The organism is uncultured Arthrobacter sp. (assembly GCF_947495145.1).
In the GTDB taxonomy this organism is placed as follows: Bacteria; Actinomycetota; Actinomycetes; order Actinomycetales; family Micrococcaceae; genus Arthrobacter_D.
Genome location: NZ_CANLXP010000012.1, coordinates 1 through 19,915 on the forward strand (window position 1 = coordinate 1; position 19,915 = coordinate 19,915).

The 19,915-nt window shown below is 63.0% G+C and carries 14 protein-coding genes; 3 read left to right on the plus strand and 11 right to left on the minus strand.

Annotated elements, in window-relative coordinates; translation table 11 throughout:
• A partial coding sequence (locus Q0877_RS10435; protein ID WP_299167496.1) for a hypothetical protein occupies positions 1-200 on the plus strand: 200 nt, incomplete at its 5' end.
• Between the two features lie 118 nt (positions 201-318).
• Here the strand turns inward: Q0877_RS10435 and glgB are convergent.
• Genes glgB through Q0877_RS10450 form a run of 3 tightly spaced genes read right to left on the minus strand, consistent with a single transcriptional unit; the run spans position 319 to position 7,765 of the window.
• Positions 319-3,984, minus strand: a complete 3,666-nt coding sequence (gene glgB, locus Q0877_RS10440) for a 1,4-alpha-glucan branching protein GlgB (RefSeq protein ID WP_299167498.1) — start codon at positions 3,982-3,984, stop codon at positions 319-321.
• Positions 3,984-5,750 carry a maltose alpha-D-glucosyltransferase gene (gene treS, locus Q0877_RS10445; RefSeq protein ID WP_299167500.1) on the minus strand — a complete coding sequence of 589 codons (1,767 nt, stop codon included), beginning with the start codon at positions 5,748-5,750 and terminating at the stop codon, positions 3,984-3,986. The genes glgB and treS overlap by 1 nt, the downstream gene beginning before the upstream one ends.
• Entirely contained in the window at positions 5,750-7,765 is a 2,016-nt protein-coding gene (locus Q0877_RS10450; protein WP_299167502.1) for an alpha-1,4-glucan--maltose-1-phosphate maltosyltransferase, read from the minus strand. The genes treS and Q0877_RS10450 overlap by 1 nt, the downstream gene beginning before the upstream one ends.
• Before the next feature lie 208 nt (positions 7,766-7,973).
• On the opposite strand from Q0877_RS10450, the gene glgP reads away from it, so the two are divergent.
• Positions 7,974-10,586, plus strand: a complete 2,613-nt coding sequence (glgP, locus tag Q0877_RS10455) for an alpha-glucan family phosphorylase (RefSeq protein WP_299167503.1) — start codon at positions 7,974-7,976, stop codon at positions 10,584-10,586.
• Here the strand turns inward: glgP and glgX are convergent.
• The 6 genes from glgX to Q0877_RS10485 all read right to left on the minus strand — a co-directional run bounded on the left by glgX (position 10,583) and on the right by Q0877_RS10485 (position 17,064).
• Entirely contained in the window at positions 10,583-12,661 is a 2,079-nt protein-coding gene (gene glgX / locus Q0877_RS10460) for a glycogen debranching protein GlgX (protein WP_299167504.1), read from the minus strand. The genes glgP and glgX overlap by 4 nt on opposite strands.
• 16 nt (positions 12,662-12,677) lie before the next feature.
• Positions 12,678-13,667 (minus strand): 23S rRNA (guanosine(2251)-2'-O)-methyltransferase RlmB, encoded by a 990-nt coding sequence (gene rlmB / locus Q0877_RS10465; RefSeq protein WP_299167505.1) that lies wholly within the window; start codon positions 13,665-13,667, stop codon positions 12,678-12,680.
• An 88-nt stretch (positions 13,668-13,755) separates the two neighbouring features.
• Complete coding sequence (gene cysS / locus Q0877_RS10470; protein WP_299167507.1) at positions 13,756-15,219, minus strand: cysteine--tRNA ligase; 1,464 nt, start codon at positions 15,217-15,219, stop codon at positions 13,756-13,758.
• 48 nt (positions 15,220-15,267) lie between these two features.
• Positions 15,268-15,756, minus strand: coding sequence for a 2-C-methyl-D-erythritol 2,4-cyclodiphosphate synthase (gene ispF, locus Q0877_RS10475; protein ID WP_299167509.1), 489 nt, complete (start codon positions 15,754-15,756; stop codon positions 15,268-15,270).
• On the minus strand, positions 15,753-16,472 hold the full coding sequence (ispD, locus tag Q0877_RS10480; protein ID WP_299167510.1) for a 2-C-methyl-D-erythritol 4-phosphate cytidylyltransferase: 720 nt from the start codon (positions 16,470-16,472) through the stop codon (positions 15,753-15,755). Before ispD ends, ispF begins: the two co-directional genes overlap by 4 nt.
• A 109-nt stretch (positions 16,473-16,581) precedes the next feature.
• The gene (locus Q0877_RS10485; protein ID WP_056546372.1) at positions 16,582-17,064 is read right to left on the minus strand and encodes a CarD family transcriptional regulator; all 483 of its coding nucleotides are present in this window, start codon (positions 17,062-17,064) and stop codon (positions 16,582-16,584) included.
• Between the two features lie 257 nt (positions 17,065-17,321).
• Between Q0877_RS10485 and Q0877_RS10490 the strand changes: the two genes are divergently transcribed.
• Positions 17,322-17,861, plus strand: a complete 540-nt coding sequence (locus tag Q0877_RS10490) for a hypothetical protein (protein WP_299167515.1) — start codon at positions 17,322-17,324, stop codon at positions 17,859-17,861.
• 57 nt (positions 17,862-17,918) lie between these two features.
• Here Q0877_RS10490 and Q0877_RS10495 read toward each other — a convergent pair whose 3' ends face one another.
• Positions 17,919-18,599 carry a response regulator transcription factor gene (locus Q0877_RS10495; RefSeq protein ID WP_299167517.1) on the minus strand — a complete coding sequence of 227 codons (681 nt, stop codon included), beginning with the start codon at positions 18,597-18,599 and terminating at the stop codon, positions 17,919-17,921.
• Positions 18,596-19,840 carry a cell wall metabolism sensor histidine kinase WalK gene (locus Q0877_RS10500; RefSeq protein WP_299167519.1) on the minus strand — a complete coding sequence of 415 codons (1,245 nt, stop codon included), beginning with the start codon at positions 19,838-19,840 and terminating at the stop codon, positions 18,596-18,598. The genes Q0877_RS10495 and Q0877_RS10500 overlap by 4 nt, the downstream gene beginning before the upstream one ends.
• Positions 19,841-19,915 lie beyond the last annotated feature (75 nt).

The window sequence follows — 19,915 nt, forward strand, 5'->3', positions numbered from 1 at the left end:
CCAGCAAATCAACCAATCAAAAAACAATCGGTATCAACAAACATGGCACACTATTGAGTTCTCAAACAACAGAAGCACCCGGCACCAAACACAACCCTCAAGGCCGCATCATCGCTCCGGAGCAACTTTTCAAACTTACCCGCCAAACCCCACCCCGTCAAATCCGCCCTTCACACACATTTCGCGGCAACCAGAAATGAACCTGATCTTCACTAGATGTGGATGTCGGCCGGATCCGAAGTGATCGTCGGCGCGGATATAAACTCTAGCACCCCGGGAGCGGACTTGTAAATCCGACCCCGGGGCGACTTTGAGGAGTTAGACCTGGGCTGGCGTCAGGTAGAGAACTCCGAGGGGTGGGACCCTGAGATCGGCATAGGCGGGCAGTCCGTTGTGTGCTCCCTCAACCGCCTCTACGAGACCCATGTTTCCCACTCCTGAGCCGCCGAACTCCTCCGCGTCCGTGTTGAGCAGTTCGGTCCATTGTCCCGACCAGGGCATCCCGACCCGATAGCCTTCGTGCGGGGAACCGGAGAAGTTTGCAATGCAGACAAGGGGATTCCCCTGCGTGTCCCACCGGATAAAGGACAGGGTGTTGTGGGCGCCGTCGTTCTCGTCGATCCACTGAAATCCGGAAGGATCGTTGTCCCGAACGTACATCGCCGGCGTATCGCGGTAGATGGAGTTGAGCGACTGCACCATCTTCTGCACACCCTTATGCGGGATTGTGTCCGACAGCCACCAGTCCAGTCCGTACTGCTCAGACCATTCCGATTCCTGCGCGAACTCTGTGCCCATGAAGATCAGCTGCTTGCCCGGATGTGCCCACTGGAAAGCCAGGTAGGCACGCACGTTGGCCAGCTGTTGCCATCGATCGCCCGGCATTTTACGAAGGAGTGATCCTTTACCGTGCACTACCTCGTCGTGGCTGATCGGAAGCAGGAAGTTCTCGGTGTATGCGTACACCATCGAGAATGTCGCCTTGCCGTGATGGTGCACCCGGTTTATCGGGTCCTCGGAAATGTACTGCAGGGAATCGTGCATCCAGCCCATATTCCACTTGATTCCGAAACCAAGGCCGCCCTGTGATGTGGGACGTGTGACGCCGTCGAACGCGGTGGATTCTTCCGCGATCATCACAATGCCCGGTACCCGCTTGTATGCCGTGGCGTTCACCTCCTGCAGGAAGGAAATCGCCTCGAGATTCTCGCGTCCTCCGAACCGGTTGGGCTGCCACTGGCCATCCTCGCGTGAATAGTCCAGGTAAAGCATCGAGGCCACGGCATCAACACGCAGCCCGTCGATGTGGAATTCCTCCAGCCAGTACAGGGCGTTTGCCACGAGGAAGTTGCGCACTTCCCTCCGGCCATAGTCAAAGATCAGAGTTCCCCAGTCGGGGTGCTCACCCAACTGCGGGTTGCCGTGCTCGTACAGCGTGTCTCCGTCGAACCGTGCAAGCGCCCATTCATCCTTCGGGAAGTGCGCCGGCACCCAGTCCATGATGACGCCGACACCCGCCTGGTGAAGCTTGTCCACGAGGTACTTGAAGTCGTCAGGGTGGCCGAAGCGGGCCGTCGGCGCGAAGTAGGACGTCACCTGATAACCCCACGAACCACCGAATGGGTGCTCCGCAACCGGCATAAACTCAACGTGGGTGAATCCCTGCCAGCGCACATACTCGACCAGTTCTTCCGCGAGCTGCTTGTAGTCCAGACCTACCCGCCAGGACCCAAGGTGTACCTCGTAAACGCTCATGGGCCCGTTGTGCGGATCGCTGGAGCTGCGCCGCTGAATCCACTCGTCGTCACCGAACACATACCGGGACTCCACCACCCGGGAGCCGGTGAGCGGCGGCACTTCCGTGCCGCGCGCCATCGGGTCGGCCTTCTCACGCCATTGCCCGTCACGACCAAGGATTTCAAACTTGTAGCGGGCTCCAGCTTCCGCGCCCGGGACGAAAAGCTCCCAGATTCCGGAGCTGCCAAGTGACCGCATCGCATGGACCGAGCCATCCCAACCGTTGAAGTCGGCCTTGACCCGGACCGACTGGGCGTTTGGCGCCCACACGGCGAAACTGACGCCCGAGATGTCACCCAGGGCCGAAGCATAACGGCGAACGTGTGCCCCGAGCGCAGTCCATAGGGTTTCGTGCCGTCCCTCAGCCAGCAGATGCATGTCGATCTCACCCAGCGTGGGCAGGAAGCGGTAGGCGTCGTCGCTCAGTTGAGGCGCGCCGTCGTACACCACTTCCAGGCGGTAGTCAGGAACATGCCCCGGCCGCTCCGCTTCGAGGGTGCCGACCCAGATGCCGTTGTGCTCGTGGGTCAGCTCAACGCGGCCGGTGCCCGTTACCACGGTGACACGCTCCGCCAACCGGCGAAGCGTACGGATGGTCACATGCCCGTGCTGGTCCAGATGCGCTCCAAGCACAGCGTGCGGTTGGTAGTACCGGCCCTCGGATACCTCCTGGAGGACGTGCGGTTCCACCGGAATCGGGTCTGCGGAAGATGCGTTCGAGGTGGTCTGGTCCTGAACCAATGGCGTCTCGCTCTCCTGCCCAGCGGCGACTGGGCTCGGTGTCTGCTCTGCTGCGGAACCGCTGCCCTTGAGCATGCGCCGCACTGCCGATACGGGTACGTCCACCCAGTTTGGCCGGTTTCTCAATTCGTACACCACCTCATAGAGTGCCTTGTCAAGCCATAGAGCGCGGAAGAGGGAACCTGCACGGTTCACCGTTGATCCGGCTTCACTGGAGTACCCGGCCAGGAAAGCTTCCACCGATTCCCTGGCCCATGCTTCGGCAGTCGACGACGAGACCGAGCCTTCGTGTACACCCACTCCGGCTGCGTACTCAAGGGAACGCACAAGGCCAACTACGTCGCGGACAGGCACATCGGGCACGCTTCGTTCGGCGGCCGGGCGGAGCGGTTCGCCCTCGAAGTCAAGGACGAGCCAGGTGCCGTCACTTGTTGCGAGAATCTGGCCGAGGTGCAGATCCGCGTGGATGCGCTGAAGCTTGGGAAGCTCCGCCAGCCCCTGCACCTCGCCGATGACTGACTGGATCTCCTCGTCGCTCGGACCGACTGTGGATCCCGCCTCCCGCCAGGCCCAATCGATGCGGTTGGCCAGGGATTCCCGAAACTCGCTTTTTTCCTGCTCAGTTGCAGGGCGGCTTCCAAAGGCTTCGGCGAGTTGGAGGTGAACCCGCGCGATGACGCGGCCGAGCTCCGCAGCCTCACTGGTGAAGGATTGGCCCGCTTCCAGTGCTGTGATGGCCTGCCGCCAGGCATCCTTGCTGCCGGGGATGAATTCCCGCAGCACGCTGAGGTGCCCGGTGACCCATTCGTCGTCGGACCTCCCGTCCTGCCAGCTGCCCATCACCCAACCGAACGTCTGCGGGACGTCGGTGGACCCGGTATCGGTGAGCTTCGCGCTCACCAGTACATCGGGGCTCTCCCCCGCAGCGAGGACCCGGAAGAATTTGAGAATCATCGGCGTCTCGCCGGAAGAGATCACCACCGAAGTGTTGGACTGTTCACCGCCGAGCACTGAAATCTCCGCGGACGGCGTTATTGCTGCGGTCGATGCGAAGCCGCCTAGAGCTGTAGCCGTGGTTCGGCCGTCCCCTGTGCCGCCCTCGGTGCGGATCAGTTCCAGCCAGGCGGAGACAAAGACGGGGTCATGAGTGCCGTCGTAGACGTATCGGCGTCCCAACTCGTCATGCTCGGTTTCACCCAGAAGCGCAGCCTCCGCGCCGGGTAGCGGCTCTGAACGAAAGGTGAGGGGCACATTGACAACGTCCAGTCTTCGTCCCGATTCCACTCCCACGATGTGGACCTCAACGCCAATCTCGCCCGTCGGGTCTTCAAGCCGGATTCCGCCAACGCGGCTCAGCTCTATCTCCCTGCCCTTCGAGGGGAACCAGCGCTGGTTAGGCATCCAGGATGCGAGCAGTTCGGGAAGGGGTGACGTCGATGCGGCCATTACTGCACTGCCTTCGAAATAGGAATTACGGGGATGGCTTCGGTATTCGGAGACGCCACATTGGAACTGGCCGAGCGCAGTCGCAACCAGTAAAAGTCGTGGCTGCCCAGGGTCAGGGTCAGATCGCCGTCTTCGCCGAATGCAGGGAAGGGTGTACCGCCGAAGAGGTCCCGAAGTCCCCTGCCCGAGTATTCGGGCAGGTGAAGGCGTGCGGCAACCGGATGCTGGGACAGGTTGAACACGCAGAGGATAACCTCCGGCTGTTCGCCTTCAGGGTTATCCGACGGCACCTCACGGATGAAGGCGAGTACGGGCTCGGCCTCAGTGGGTACGTTGCGGTAGGAGCCCAGGCCAAAGGCAGGGTGGGAGCGGCGCACAGCCAGCATCTGCCGCATCCAGTGCAGCAGTGAGCTCGAGCTTGCCAACTGCGCCTCAACGTTGACGTGGTTGTAGTGATACACAAGGGACTGGACGACCGGCAGGTAGAGCTTTCCGGGGTCCGCAGTCGAGAAACCGGCGTTCCGGTCCGGATTCCACTGCATCGGCGTGCGCGAGGCATCGCGATCCTCCAGCCAGATGTTGTCACCCATGCCGATCTCGTCGCCGTAGTACAGGAACGGGCTTCCGGGCAGCGAGAGGAGCAGCGCATGAATGAGTTCCACCTCGGCCCGCGAATTGTCCAGTAGCGGAGAAAGCCGGCGCCGGATACCGATGTTGGCCCGCATCCGGGAGTCCGGCGCGTACCACCCGAGCATCGCTTCGCGTTCCTCGTTGGTGACCATCTCAAGCGTGAGCTCATCGTGGTTCCTAAGGAATGTGCCCCACTGCGCGCCGGAAGGGATGTCCGGAGTCTCCGCCATCGTTTCGATGATCGGCGCGGCTTTCTGGTCACGCAGCGCGTAGAAGAGCCGCGGCATGATCGGGAAGTGGAAGCACATGTGGCATTCCGCGCCGTCGTCGTCGCCGAAGTACTCCACCACCTGGTCAGGCATCTGGTTGGCCTCGGCGATGATCACCCGTCCGGGGTAGTTTTCGTCCACCATGGCACGAAGCTCCTTGAGGAACGTGTGCGTTGCAGGCAGGTTCTCGCAATTGGTGCCCTCTTCCTCAAAGAGGTACGGGATCGCGTCCGCGCGGAAGCCGTCGATACCCTGGTCCAGCCAGAACCTCACAACGTCGAACAGCGCCTCGGTCACCTTGGGATTCTCGAAATTCAAATCCGGCTGGTGGCTGAAGAACCGGTGCCAGAAGAACTGCCGGCGGACCGGGTCGAAGGTCCAGTTGGACTCTTCGGTGTCGACGAAGATGATCCGGGCGTCCTGGTACTTCTCATCTGTATCGCTCCAGACGTAGAAGTCGCCGTACGGTCCGTCGGGATCGGTGCGGGATTCCTCGAACCACTGGTGCTTGTCAGAGGTGTGGTTCAGCGGAAGGTCGATGATGACGCGCACGCCACGTGCATGCGCTTCGGCCACCAGCCGCTTGAAATCGCTCAGGCTGCCGAACTCGTCGAGCACGTCGTAGTAATCCGCGATGTCGTAGCCGCCGTCACGCAGCGGGGACTTGAAGAATGGCGGTAGCCAGAGGCAATCGACTCCGAGCCACTGCAGGTAGTCGAGCTTGTCGATCAGTCCGGTGAAGTCTCCCGACCCGTCGCCGTTGGCGTCCGCGAAACCGCGCACCAACACTTCGTAGAACACGGCCTTGCGGTACCAGTGCGGGTCGTGTGCAAGACCTGGGGCATGCAGCTGAAACGGATTCGCCACTAACGAGTCCTCCTGACGGAAAGGATGTGTGCCGGTTCCACGTGGGCGTCCAGCCTGACATAGTTGTGGGCTCCCCACTGCCAACTTTGACCGGTGATGAGGTCTTCCACCCAGTAGGTGCCGTCCTCATTCCAGTCGTCCTCCTCGAGGCCGAGAGCCTCGAGGTTGAGGGATACGGTGCATTCCCGCGCGCTGTGGGGATCAACATTGACGACGACGATCAATGTGTCCTTGCCCCGTCCATCCTCGCCGAGACCCTCCTTGTGCTTGGAGAAGGCGAGTATTGCTTCGTCAGTGGTGCTGTGAACCGTGAGGTTCTCCAGGTCGCCGAGTGCCGGATGGGAGCGGCGGATGTCATTGAGCCGGGTGAGGTAGGGAGCCAGGCTTCGCCCCTGGGCCTCAGCGGCCTCGTAATCGCGCGGGCGGTATTCGAACTTCTCGTTGTCGATGTACTCCTCCGCCCCCGGTCGGGCGACGTGCTCGTAGAGTTCATAACCGGAGTACACGCCCCACAGCGGGCTTGCCATGGACGCAAGGACCGCCCGCACCTTGAACCCTGCGGGCCCTCCGTACTGGAGGTACTCCGTGAGGATGTCCGGTGTGTTCACGAAGAAGTTGGGGCGGAAGAACGCGGGGGTTTCCCTGCTGACCTCGGTGAAGTACTGCTCCAGTTCCTCCTTGGTGTTCCGCCAGGTGAAGTAGGTGTATGACTGCTGGAACCCGGCGCGGCCAAGCGCATGCATCATGGCGGGCCTGGTGAACGCCTCGGCAAGGAAGATGACGTCTGGGTGCTTGCTGTTCACCTGCGCGATGAGCCATTCCCAGAACTGCACCGGCTTGGTGTGCGGGTTGTCCACCCGGAAGATGCGGACGCCATGGCTGATCCACAACAGGACGATGCGCAGGACCTCGTTGTAGATGCCGTCCGGATCATTATCGAAATTGATCGGGAAGATGTCCTGATACTTCTTGGGCGGGTTCTCGGCGTAGGCGATGGAACCGTCCACCCGGGTGGTGAACCATTCGGGGTGTTCGGTGACCCACGGGTGGTCAGGGGAAGCCTGAAGGGCAAGATCCAACGCCACCTCAAGGTTCAGTTCCTTGGCTTGCTGCACAAACGCGTCGAAGTCCTCGAAGGTACCGAGGTCCGGGTGGATTGCATCATGGCCGCCCTCGGGTGCGCCGATTGCCCACGGTGATCCGGGATCACCCGGCCCCGCGTTCAGCGTGTTGTTAGGGCCCTTCCGGTGCGTGGTGCCGATCGGGTGGATGGGAGGCAGATAGACGACGTCGAAACCCATCTGCGCGACCGCTGGCAACCTTCGGGCCGCAGTAGTGAAATTGCCGGAGGTCCACTGTGCCGTCGAGGGGTCATAGCTGGCGCCCTCGGACCGCGGAAAGAACTCGTACCAGGAGCCGCGGCCCGCGGCCTCACGCTCCACAAGGATCGGGTACGGACGCGATGGGGAAACCAGTGCCCGCAAGGGCTCTCGTTCGATGGCCTCCTGGATGCCGGCCGAATGCCCGGCTGCGAGACGCTCATCAACCGGCAGCTCCCGGTTTCGCAGGCGCTCAGCGGTGGCCAGGAACAGGTCCCGCTCGGCAGCCGGCCGCGAGGAGGACTGGGAGGTGAAGAGCGCCGCCCCTTCTTCGAGCATCAGCTCAACGTCAACTCCTGCATCGATCTTCACGGTGGCGTTGTGATGCCAGGTTTCATAGAGATCGCCCCAGCCCTCGATCAGAAAGGAGTGAAGCCCGACGGCGGCAGGCCGGAGCGTGCCCTCGTAACGGTCTGTGCCCATGCCAAGGGGCGTCAGACGTACGCGCTGCACCTCCGCACCCTTCGGGTCGAGCAGCACTGCCGATACGCCCAGCTGGTCGTGGCCCTCCCGGAATACCGTTGCCCCTACCGTGATGTCCGAGCCCGGGATTGCCTTGGAGGGAAACAATCCGCACTCGACCACCGGAGTTACCTTGCTGATGGGAATTCTTCCGAACCGCAATTCTTCAGCCATGGATGCGCCTGCCCTTGTTCGTGTCGCCTCGCTCGAAGTGGTCACAGACTAGACGTTATCCATTATCGGGCCAGATTGCTAAGGGGACTTCCTAAACAGCAGAAGACTTCCTAAACAGCAGAAGAGGCGGCCGACACAATGCAAGCGTTTACGCACATGAGGGCACGGGACGCGCTCCGGCGGATGAATGTGCGCTAACCTACCGAACGTGAAGGCAATCCGTAGGTTTACAGTCCGTACCGTTCTTCCGGCGAGCATCGCTCCCCTAGGCAGGTTGGCCAGCAACCTACGCTGGTCCTGGCATTTGCCGACTGCGCGTCTCTTCCACGACATCAATCCTGAGGCCTGGGAAGCCAGTGGACACGACCCGGTTCAGTTCCTCGGCTCCATCACCCGTGAGCAGCTGCAGCAGATAGCTGCCAATCAGGAACTTACCGCTCGCATTCAGGATCTTGGCGATGATCTTGAGCGCTACCTGTCCGAACCCCGCTGGTATCAGTCCCTCGGCGACGACGCCCCGCGGTCCATTGCTTACTTCTCGCCCGAATACGGCATCAGCGCTGTGCTGCCCCAGTATTCCGGCGGCCTCGGTATCCTGGCCGGCGACCACCTCAAGGCCGCCTCCGACCTGGGCGTGCCTCTTGTCGGCGTCGGACTCCTCTACCAGGCCGGCTACTTCAAGCAGTCCCTCTCCCGCGACGCCTGGCAGCAGGAAACCTATCCCGTCCTCGACCCGGACGGTCTCCCGCTGACGCTCCTGCGCGAGGAAGACGGAACCGCAGCGACGGTAGTGCTGCCGCTGCCCAACGGCCGTGAGCTGCGCGCCCACATCTGGCGGGCCGACGTCGGCCGTGTTCCGCTGCTGCTGCTGGATTCCAACGTTCCGGGCAACGACGAGGCGGCACGCAATGTCACCGACCGGCTGTATGGCGGTGGCGGAGATCAGCGTCTGCAGCAGGAACTGCTGCTGGGCATGGGCGGGGTGAAGGCGCTGCGGATCTTCCAGCGGCTGAGCGGCATGCCTGCGCCCGAGGTCTTCCATACGAATGAAGGGCACGCCGGCTTCCTCGGCATCGAGCGCATCCGCGAGCTGATGGACTCTTCCAATGAGCAGCCGATGTCATGGGAGGAAGCTCTCACCGCCGGCCGTGCGTCCACCGTGTTCACCACTCACACGCCCGTTCCTGCCGGCATCGACCGCTTTGAGCGCGCGCAGATCCAGCACTTCTTCGACGCGGGCCTGGCCCCATCGGTTCCCACCGAACGTGTCCTGGAGCTTGGCGCAGAGAATTACGACGGCGGTGACGGCTCGAAGTTCAATATGGCCGTCATGGGGCTGCGGCTGGCGCAGCGCGCGAACGGCGTGGCGAAGCTGCACGGGGAAGTGTCCCGTGAAATGTTCTCGGGGCTCTGGCCGGGATTCGACGCTCGCGAAGTTCCGATCACGTCGGTGACGAACGGTGTCCATGTGCCCACCTGGGTGGATCCGCTCATCGCTGATTTTGCCCGGGAGAGCTTCGGCGCCGAATCGGTGCTGGACCCGCAGTGGGCCCGTGTGTATGACGTTGAGGACGCCGACATCTGGCGGCTGCGGCGGATCATGCGCTCCAACCTCATCGACGACGTGCGTTCCCGGTTGCGGTCCTCCTGGAAGAAGCGCGGAGCAGCGGACGCGGAACTTGCCTGGACCGACAACGTCCTGGACCCGGATGTACTGACAATCGGTTTCGCCCGCCGCGTACCCACCTACAAGCGGCTCACACTTATGCTGCGCGACGCCGATCGTCTGAAGGCGCTCCTGCTTCACCCGACGAACCCTATTCAGCTGGTTATCGCTGGAAAGTCACACCCCGCCGATGAGCAGGGCAAGCGCATGATCCAGGATCTGGTCCGATTCACTGATGACCCCGAGGTACGCCACCGGATCGTCTTCCTGCCGAATTACGACATCGCGATGGCCCGAACGCTCTTCCCCGGCTGTGACGTGTGGCTCAACAATCCGCTCCGCCCGCTCGAGGCCTGCGGCACGTCGGGCATGAAGTCAGCGATCAACGGCGGCCTCAACCTGTCTGTTCTGGACGGTTGGTGGGACGAGATGTATGACGGCGACAACGGCTGGGCTATTCCCACTGCCAACAACGGAGCTTCCGCCGACGAGCGCGATGACATCGAAGCGTCCGCCCTGTACGACCTCATTGAGGAACAGGTTGCTCCCCGGTTCTACAGCACTGTCCGCCCACCCGGGTTCGGCGCGGCTGAAGCGTCGTCAGCATCGAACGACGGCGTCCCGCATCAGTGGGTGGCGATGATCAAGCACACCATGGCGAAGCTAGGCCCGGCGGTTTCTGCGGAACGCATGCTGCAGGACTATGTAAGCCGGCTGTACCAGCCCGCTTGGCGCTCAGGGCAGCTCGCGATCGCCGACGGTTACAGCTCCGCCCGGCAGATGGCCTCATGGCGTTCCAAGATCAAGGACGGCTGGTCTGCGGTGCAGGTTGAGCACGTCGACTCCCTGGGCGTCTCGGAGGAACCGCAGATCGGAGACTCCCTGACCGTCAACGCCTACGTCTCCCTCGGAAGCCTCGGCCCGGACGACGTGACAGTGGAAGTGGTCTACGGGCGCGCGTCAGACAGCGACGATCTGAACGACGTGGCGGTAGCCGAACTGCGCGTCGAAGAGGACCTCGGGCGCGGCCGGTTCCTGTTCAGCGGCGAAATCACCATCGACCACTCCGGTTCCTTCGGCTATACCGTTCGCGTTCTGCCCCAGCATGAGAGCCTGGCGTCCAAGGCTGAACTCGGGCTCGTGGTGAACGCCTAGGCGCGGTAGACAGTAACCGAGTTCGACGCCGCGGTGTCCGCTTCTCCCGCACGGAGACGGGCGCCGCGGCGTTTTGCCTGGCTGATGGCAGTGGTGAATCTCAGCTCAAACATCTGGTTCCGGCTCTCAAGCGCCCCAAGTTTTTCCAGTGCCGCTGCGGACGGTAGAACCACCCGGCGGTCTTCCAGCTGTCCGTTGACGACAATGAGCCCGTCAAGGGCCCCGTCCGGCGATCCCAGCAGCAGCTGAATGGTTCGGCATTCCTGGTCCGACCACTGTTCCTGCGACATCGGCTCGCCGTCGGCGTTGAACCACAGCAGGTAGGAAGTTTCTTCCCGCGCCGGGTACCCAGCGGGCTGCTCACTGAGGAATTCGCGGCGGATGCGCAGCAGTTCCCGTGTTGCCGTGAGCATGGTGCCTGCGCCGTCGTCGTGGTTCCAGTGCACCCATGCCAGCTCGTTGTCCTGGCAGTAGGCATTGTTGTTGCCGAGTTGGGTCCGGCCGAATTCGTCACCGGCGGTGATCATGGGAACCCCGAGCGCGAGGAGCTGCGTCGCCATCAGGTTCCGGGCTGTCAGCGACCGCGCAGCGAGGATAGTCTCCTGCTCCGTTGGTCCCTCCACACCGTGGTTGTAGCTGCGGTTGTCGTTGTGACCGTCCCGGTTGGCTTCACCATTGGCCTCATTGTGTTTCCGGTTGTAGGCCGTGAGATCCGTCAGCGTGAAGCCATCGTGGGCCGTGACGAAGTTGATGGAGGACACGGCGGTACGCCCGGAACGGGCGAACACCTCGGCCGAACCCGCCAGGCAGCTGGCCAGCCGGGCCGCGGTGCCGGCGCGCCGCCCGTCGGCCAGGGCTGCCTGATCGGAGAGCCAGAAGTCCCGGGCCGTGTCACGGAAGCGGTCGTTCCAGTCTGCCCAACCCTGGGGGAAGTTGCCCGTCTGCCAGCCGTTGTAGCCCACGTCCCAGGGTTCAGCGATGAGCTTGACGCCGCTCAAGACGGTGTCTGCCGCGATCGCGATCAGCAGCGGATGCCGCGGCGTGAACTGGTGGGTCTCATCGCGACACAGCGCGACGGCAAGGTCGAAGCGGAAGCCGTCGATGCCGAACTCGTCCACCCAGTAGCGCAGTGAATCCAGCGCGAACTGAATGACGCGGGGCTCCGTGAAGTTGACCGTGTTTCCGCAACCGGTCGTGTCAAGGTACCGGCCGTCGTCGGAATGGCGGTAGTACTTCATCTCGCTCAAGCCCCGCCAGCACAGTGCGGGCCCACCCTGCGGCCCTTCGGCTGTGTGGTTGTAGACCACGTCGAGAATCACTTCGATGCCGGCCTCGTGAAGGAGGCGGATCGCGCCCTTCAGCTCGTCCTGCACAGCCTTGGGTCCGGCCTTGCGGGCGACCTCGGTGGCGTACTCGGGATGAGGGGCGAAAAATCCCAGCGTGTTGTAGCCCCAGTAGTTGGTGAGGCCGAGCGGAGCCAGATGCGGTTCATCGATGTGGAAGTGGATGGGCAGGAGCTCGACGGCGGTCACCCCCAGTTCCCTGAGGTGCCCGATCATAGCTGGGTGGGCCAGGCCCGCGTAGGTTCCGCGAAGCTCCTCGGGAATATCCGGGTGCAGCTGGGTGAGCCCCTTGACGTGCGCCTCGTAGATGACTGTGTCCCGCCAGCGCGTGGCTGGGCGGCGTGACGACCCCCAGTCAAACTCCTGGTCAACCACAAGGGAGAAGTAGGTGGGCTCCTCGCCCGCCTGAACGGTATCGACAGCGCGGCCGTACGGGTCCAGGAGCAGTTGCGATTCTCCGGGCCCCGTCGGGAGCGGCACCCCGGCCGGCCAGAACGCGTACTTCGCCGAACCGCCCATCCCGCTTACGAGTCCGTGGTGGACACCGTCCGTGATCTCCGGGAGGACAGCGGCTTCCCATTCGCCGTCCTCATTCTGGAAGTGCAGTTCGACCGCATCCAGGTCAGGTGCATACACAGCGACGTTGAAGAGGTCCGGCTGGTTTCCCTCACACCGACGAACGCCCAGTGGGAAGGCTTGGGAACGTTGGACGATCTCGGTGGTCATGCTCATAAAGGCGATTCGTTTCCTAGCGCGCTTCGGTTGCCCGCTGGCGCGAAATTTCATACAGGCTGATTCCCACGGCCATGGACGCGTTCAGCGATTCCATGGCCGAGTCGATCGGGATGGACACGATCTGGTCGCAGTTTTCGCGTACGAGACGCGAGAGGCCCTTGCCCTCAGAGCCGACGACGAGGCACACCGGATCGGCGCCCAGGGTGAGCCCGGGCAGTGAAACATCGCCGTCGCCGTCGAGCCCCAGCACAAAAATTCCCAGGTCCTTGAAGGATTTCAGCGTGGAGTTCAGGTTACCCACGCGTGCCACCGGTACGCGCACCGCTGCTCCGGCGCTGGTCTTCCAGGCGGACGCAGTGACGCCCACCGAGCGACGCTCGGGCACGATCACGCCGTGACCGCTGAAGGCCGATACCGACCGGATGATCGCACCCAGGTTGCGGGGATCCGTGATGCCGTCCAGTGCGACGAACAGCGGCGCCTGCCGGATATGCCCCTTCTTCCACTTTGCAACCGTCTCGCGGGCCAGATCCTGGCCGTCGGCATACTCATAGGGCGGAATCTGCAGCATCATTCCCTGATGCACTGATCCGTCCGCCAGACGGTCGAGTTCGGGCTTGCCGGTTTCCATGAGAGGGATTCCGCGCTCAGTGGCGAGCTTCAGGGACTCGCGGACGCGGTCATCAACGTCGATTCGGATGGCGACATACAGCGCCTTCGCGGGAATGCCTGCACGTAGCGCCTCGACAACAGCGTTGCGCCCGGTCACATACTCTTCGCCGGACTTCGACTTGGCGCGGCCGGAAGCGGCCTTGCCGGCAAGGCGCTTGGCGGCGGAACGCTCCCCGAGCTGCTTGCTTTTGTAGGCCTTGTGATAGGGGCGGTCCTCGGCTTTGGGCGTTGGCCCCTTGCCCTCAAGCGACTTCCGTCCGTGCCCGCCCGTGCCGATGCTGGGGCCCTTCTTGGTCTTGCGGATAGCACCAGGACGTCCGTGGTTGGCCATGGGGAAACACCTTCAGATAGAGGACTTGCGTGATTCCAGTTTACGCGGGCGGGCGTGTTGTCCTTCCCCTCCCGCTTTGGTGAAGGACTCAGTCCCGGGCGAGACTCCAGCGCGCACCGTCAGCGGAGTCCTCGACGACGACGCCGGCTCCCGCCAGCGCATCCCGGATTGCGTCCGCGCGAGCCCAGTCCTTTCCTTCTCGTGCTGCTGCGCGATCCGCCAGTTGTGAGCGAATCAGCGAGTCCAGAGCAGAGCGTTCGGGGCTTTCCTGGTTTCCGGACGCGGGGCGGGCATCATCGAGCCCCAGCGCAGCGGTCATGGCGGCGACAGCCGCTGCGGCGCGGGCGGCCGCGTCGTCGTCCCTGACTGCCAGCGCGGAGTTGCCGGCCCGGACCGTCTCGTGAAGAACAGCCAGCGCCCGCGGCACATTGAGGTCATCATCCATCGCCGCCGCGAACCCCTCCGGCAGGTCCTGCCAATCCGGCGTGGGTCCGACGGTGCCCGCCTTGGATGTGCCCGCCTTTGCAAGGAATCCGTCGATGCGTTCGACGGCGGCAGCTGCCTCCTGGAGCGAAGTGGGCCGATAGTCCAGTACAGAGCGGTAATGGGCCTGCCCGAGGTAGTAGCGGACCACCCGGGGACTTGCGAGCTGCAGCATTTCGTCCGGGCTGATCGTGTTGCCCACGGACTTGGACATCTTCTCGCCCTCGTAGGTCACCATCCCGTTGTGCATCCAGATCCGGGCGAAGGGGTGTCCCGCGGCCTGGGACTGTGCCATCTCGTTCTCGTGGTGAGGAAAGCGCAGGTCGAGGCCCCCGCCGTGGATGTCGAACTCAGCGCCAAGGTACTTCGTGACCATCGCGGAGCACTCAAGGTGCCAGCCCGGGCGGCCGCTGCCCCACGGGCTGCGCCAGGCCGCCGTTTCCGGCTCGCCTTCCTTCCAGCCCTTCCAGAGGGCGAAGTCGCGGGGGTCCCTTTTGCGGTTGCCGAACTGTTCATCAACGTCGGGCGCCGCCTGCATGTCATCTACGTTCTGCCGCGTGAGACTTCCATACGCGGGCCAGGAGCGAACGTCGAAGTAGACGTCCCCAGAGCCGTCCGCCGCCGGATAGGCATGACCACGGTCAATGAGCCGCTGGATGAGCTCGTGCATCTCCGGAATGTGGCCGGTGGCCCGCGGTTCATAGGTGGGCCGCTGCACGCCGAGGGCGTCGTACGCCTTGAGGAACTCCTGCTCATAGCGGTAAGCCAGGGCCCACCACTCTTCATTGGGCACGGCGTCCGGATCTGACGGCGCTTCTTCGAAGGACGCCTTCGACTTGGCGAGAATCTTGTCGTCGATATCAGTGACGTTGCGTACCACTGTGACTGCGTAACCGCACACCCGGAGCCAGCGTATGAGCTGGTCAAACGCGATGGCGGAGCGCACGTGTCCCACATGCGGCATGCCCTGCACGGTGGCGCCGCAGTAGTAGACCCGCGCGGCGCCTGGTGTCAGGGGCGCGAAATCCCGGACTTCTGCGGTTGCGGTGTCATAGAATCTCAGGCTCACGGATCCAGACTACAGAATTTGCGCATGGCCCAGCTCGCTGGACACCCGCTAGAGCCGCACGACGACGGCGGTCGCGACTGCTGCTATCCCCTCGCCTCGTCCGGTGAAACCCAGCCCGTCGCTGGTGGTCGCCGACACGGTGACCGGCGCACCCGCAGCCTCGGAGAGTACTGCCTCGGCTTCCACGCGGCGGGGCGTGAAGCGGGGTCGGTTCCCAACAAGCTGGACGGCGATGTTCCCGATCTCGAAACCTGCCTCGCGCACAATTCGTGCCGCTTCCGCCAGGAGGGTAACACCGGAGGCGCCTGCGTACTCGGGCCGATCGGTGCCGAAATTCGTGCCGAGGTCGCCCGTCCCGGAGGCCGAGAACAGGGCGTCAGCTGCTGCGTGCGCCACGGCGTCGCCGTCGGAATGGCCGGCCAGCCCGCGCTCTCCCGGCCATTCGAGCCCAGCCAGCCAGAGCGTTCGCGGCTGATCGGCGGGGGCAAAGGCGTGGACGTCGATGCCAATGCCGGTGCGTGGAATATTGGCGGTCACTGTTGCTCCCTGGCGTATCTGCGCGCCTGATGCACGAGCGCTTCGGCGAGCATCAGGTCGTTGGGCGTTGTCACCTTGAACGCCAGTGGATCGCCCTGGCCGACCGATACCGGGATGCCGAGGGATTCCACCAGCATCGCGTCGTCGGTGATGACACTGTCACTCCTCGATGCCCCGTGGGCGGCCCGCAGGGTTGCGGCGTCGAACCCCTGGGGCGTCTGGATTGCGCGCAGGGAGGTGCGGTCGAGGGTGGATGTCACCGTGTTCCCCTCCACTACCTTGATGGTGTCCGATACTGCAATCCCCGGCACGACGGCGGCTGCACCGTTCCGGACCGCAGTTACCACAGCCCGGAAAACCTGCGGCGGGGTGAGGGCACGGGCTGCGTCATGGACGAGCACAATGTCGACGTCATCAGGTAGGGCATCCAGACCGGCACGGACGGATTCGGGCCGGCTTGCGCCGCCGTCGACAGCGCTGACGGTGACTCGGGGTTGGCGCTGCGCTTCGACTATTGAACGCAGCTTTGCGGCGCCGGCCGGTACAACCACCCGGACATGCCCAGCCACTGCCGCTGCAAAGACGCCGTCGAGTGCATGTTCAAGCAGGGTGCGACCGGCGCACTGAACGAGCGCTTTGGGTATTCCGTGACCGAGACGCTCTCCGGCTCCAGCGGCAACAACAATCACGCCGACGCGTGTTGGATCAACAGACACAGCTTCACCCTACGCGAAGCGCATCGCTGCTTTTCCAGGTTTCCTGCTTTTCGCCGATGCAGCAAGCAGGAAAAAGAAAAGGACCGCAGTTACGCGGTCCTTTTTCTTCCTAGGAAGCCAGTACTTCGTCGAGTACCGTGGCTGCCTTCTCTTCGTCAGTTTTCTCTGCCAGGGCAAGTTCCGAGATCAGGATCTGGCGGGCCTTCGCCAGCATCCGCTTCTCACCGGCAGACAGACCGCGATCGTGATCGCGGCGCCAGAGGTCCCGAACTACTTCGGCAACCTTGATGACGTCTCCCGATGCGAGCTTCTCCAGGTTGGCCTTGTAGCGGCGCGACCAGTTAGTGGGCTCTTCGGTGAATTCAGCCCGGAGTACGTCGAAAACGTGCTCAAGGCCTTCCTTGCCCACAACATCGCGTACCCCGACGAGGTCAACGTTCTCTGCTGGAACTTCAATGGTCAGATCACCCTGTGCCACCTTGAGCTTGAGATACATCTTCTCTTCGCCCTTGATGACGCGCATCTTGATCTCTTCGATCTTTGCTGCGCCGTGGTGAGGGTAAACAACTGTTTCGCCGACCTCAAAAACCATGTGGATAATCCCCTTTCCCGCAGATCAGTTTATCACGAAAACGACACGCCGATTACGCGTTTTCGCAGGTCAGCGGGGCGAACGGCGCTCAATTAGCTATCATTCCGCTCTTGACGCAGGACGGTTTTGATGCTTGCAGGCGGAGTTCCATGCGTTATAAACGCACTACCGGGTCCGATAATCTTCCTCGATGCCGATAGGCTGTTCATTAGCGATGTCCGCCGGTCCCCGTGACCATACCCTCAGGAGTTAGTGCCGTGAAGATTGCCCCGAAGAAACGAGTACAGCTGGCAGTAGCTGCCGGAAGCGCTGTACTGGCTCTCCTTGGAGCAACCGGTTGTTCCGCAGTGAACGAGCAGGCCACCACCATTGAGTACGCCGCCTCGGACGGAATCGTTGAGCGCGTCGGTCCGGTACTGCTGCGCAATGTCCTCATCATCACTTCCGACGAAGGGGAACCGGGCACGCTCCTGGGCACACTCTTCAACGAGTCCGATTCCCCTGTCCAGGTGACCATTGACGGCGAGAACGAAAATTCACAGATCACCATCGAGGCCGAAGGCAAATACGTCTTCGAAGACGAAGTGGACGACGACGGCACGCTCCAGGGCATCAGCGAGATCCCCGGATCGCTGGTAGACCTCGAATTCACCGTGAACTCAGAGAATGAGACGTTCCGCGTACCAGTCCTTGACGGAACGCTTGAGGAATACCGCGAGTTCGTGCCCGGCGGATTCACTCCGGAGCCGTCACCCTCAGAGGATGCCGTCGAAGGGGCAGCTGAAGAGGAGCACTAGGAACTTCAACGAAAGGCGCCGGTCCGAGGACCGGCGCCTTTCGTGTGCTTGAGTGGCCTAGGGCTCGTACTTGTAACCCAGCCCGCGCACGGTCACGAGGTGCCGCGGCACTGATGGGTCCGGTTCGATTTTGCCCCGAAGCCGCTTGACGTGAACGTCGAGAGTCTTGGTGTCCCCCACGTAGTCGGAGCCCCAGACACGGTCGATGAGCTGTCCGCGGGTGAGCACGCGGCCGGAATTGCGCAGCAGCATCTCGAGCAGCTCGAATTCCTTCAGCGGCAGCGGCACCTGCTCGCCGTTTACGCTTACGACGTGGCGCTCCACATCCATCCGTACCGGTCCCGCTGCGACGGTACTGGAAATCAGCTCTTCCGGTTCGCCCTGCCTGCGCAGGACGGCCCGGACCCGAGCGACCAGTTCACGGGATGAATAGGGCTTGGTCACGTAGTCATCGGCTCCCAGTTCAAGTCCGACCACCTTGTCGATCTCCGAGTCCTTCGCCGTGAGCATGATGACGGGCACACTTGACCGCTGCCGCAGCTGACGGCACACTTCCGTTCCCGAGAGGCCGGGCAACTGTAGATCGAGGAGCACCAGGTCCGCCCCTGCGCGGTCGAACTCCGTCAGCGCATCAAGGCCGTTGTCAACAACGACGGCGTCAAATCCCTCCTTGCCCAACAGGTAGGACAGGGGGTCGCTGAAGGACTCTTCGTCCTCAACGATCAGGATTCGGCTCACGCTTTCACTCCTTGATTCCGGGCACTGTTGCCCTGCTCGCTCTGCGCACCTTCGTGGCTGTTTTCCGGCTCCGCACGCGCGGTGATGCTGGCAGCCGGCCCGGTGCCGGCGTCGTCGGCTGTTTCCATCTCCGGCAGGCGCACCGTGAAGGTGCTGCCCTGGCCCTGCTGCGACCACACGGTCACTTCGCCGCCGTGGTTCGAGACCACATGCTTGACGATGCTCAGGCCCAGGCCCGTCCCGCCGGTCTGCCGGGAGCGCGCCGCATCGATGCGGTAGAAGCGCTCGAAGATGCGTTCCTGTTCCTCGGCTGTGATGCCAAGGCCCTGGTCCGTGACGGAAATCTGCGCCAGCCCGTCGCGGGAACGGAGGCCAATGCCGACCCTGGTTCCGTCCGGTGAATAGCGGATGGCGTTGTCGATGAGATTGCGGAAAGCCGTCATAAGCAGGTCCGGGTCCCCGTACACGGGAGCGTCGATCTTCCCGCCGACCACTATGTCGATCTGTTTGCTCTCCGCAGGAAGCTTGTTGCGGTCCACTGCCTCGGCGATCACCGAGTTGATATTGACGGGCTTGCCACGGCGCACGACGTCGGTACCCTGCAGGCGGGAAAGCTCGATGATGTCCTGGACCAGGGCCGACAGACGACCCGATTCCTTGTGCATCCGCTGCGCGAAACGGCGCACCGCCACCTCGTCCGATGCGGCGTCATCCAGCGCCTCAGCCAGGAGCGAGATGGCTCCAACGGGCGTTTTCAGCTCATGGGACACGTTTGCCACGAAGTCGTTACGGATCTCTTCGGTGCGGGTGATCTCCGTGCGGTCATCAGCGAGGATCAGGATGTACTCCTCACCCAGCGCGGCGACGCGCGCCTGCACGATGATGGTGCCCTGTCCCAGCGGGCCACGGGGAAGTTCGAGCTGGCGTTCCTCGATTACTCCGTCCCTGCGCACTCGTGCGGTGAGGTCGAGGAGTTCGCGGTGCACGATCGTGTGCCCGCGTACCAGCCCAAACGCGTAGGCGGCCGGACTTGCCCGGACCACTCCGTCGATACCGTCGACAATCACGTACGCGCGGCCGACGACTGAGAGCACATCGGCTGCTCCTTTGGGGAGCACCGGTTCATCCGAGTCAAGGCGCACACGGCGCTGTGCCTCGCTGGCCCGATGGGCGAGCATGCCGGCCACACCGATGGCGAGGCCGACCACCCCGGCTACGAGGCTCAGCAGTACAGGATCCACGGATCCAGCTTAGGCCGTAGATGTGCCTCCCTCTGCAGATCCGGTGGCTTTGGCCCGGTGGTTCAACTAACGTTC

Excerpts from the sequence above, each read along its gene's own strand:
- glgB (WP_299167498.1), bottom strand. The coding sequence starts at position 3,984 with ATGGCCGCATCGACGTCACCCCTTCCCGAACTGCTCGCATCCTGGATG.
- Q0877_RS10450 (WP_299167502.1), bottom strand. The coding sequence starts at position 7,765 with ATGGCTGAAGAATTGCGGTTCGGAAGAATTCCCATCAGCAAGGTAACT.
- glgX (WP_299167504.1), bottom strand. The coding sequence starts at position 12,661 with ATGAGCATGACCACCGAGATCGTCCAACGTTCCCAAGCCTTCCCACTG.
- rlmB (WP_299167505.1), bottom strand. The coding sequence starts at position 13,667 with ATGGCCAACCACGGACGTCCTGGTGCTATCCGCAAGACCAAGAAGGGC.
- Q0877_RS10485 (WP_056546372.1), bottom strand. The coding sequence starts at position 17,064 with ATGGTTTTTGAGGTCGGCGAAACAGTTGTTTACCCTCACCACGGCGCA.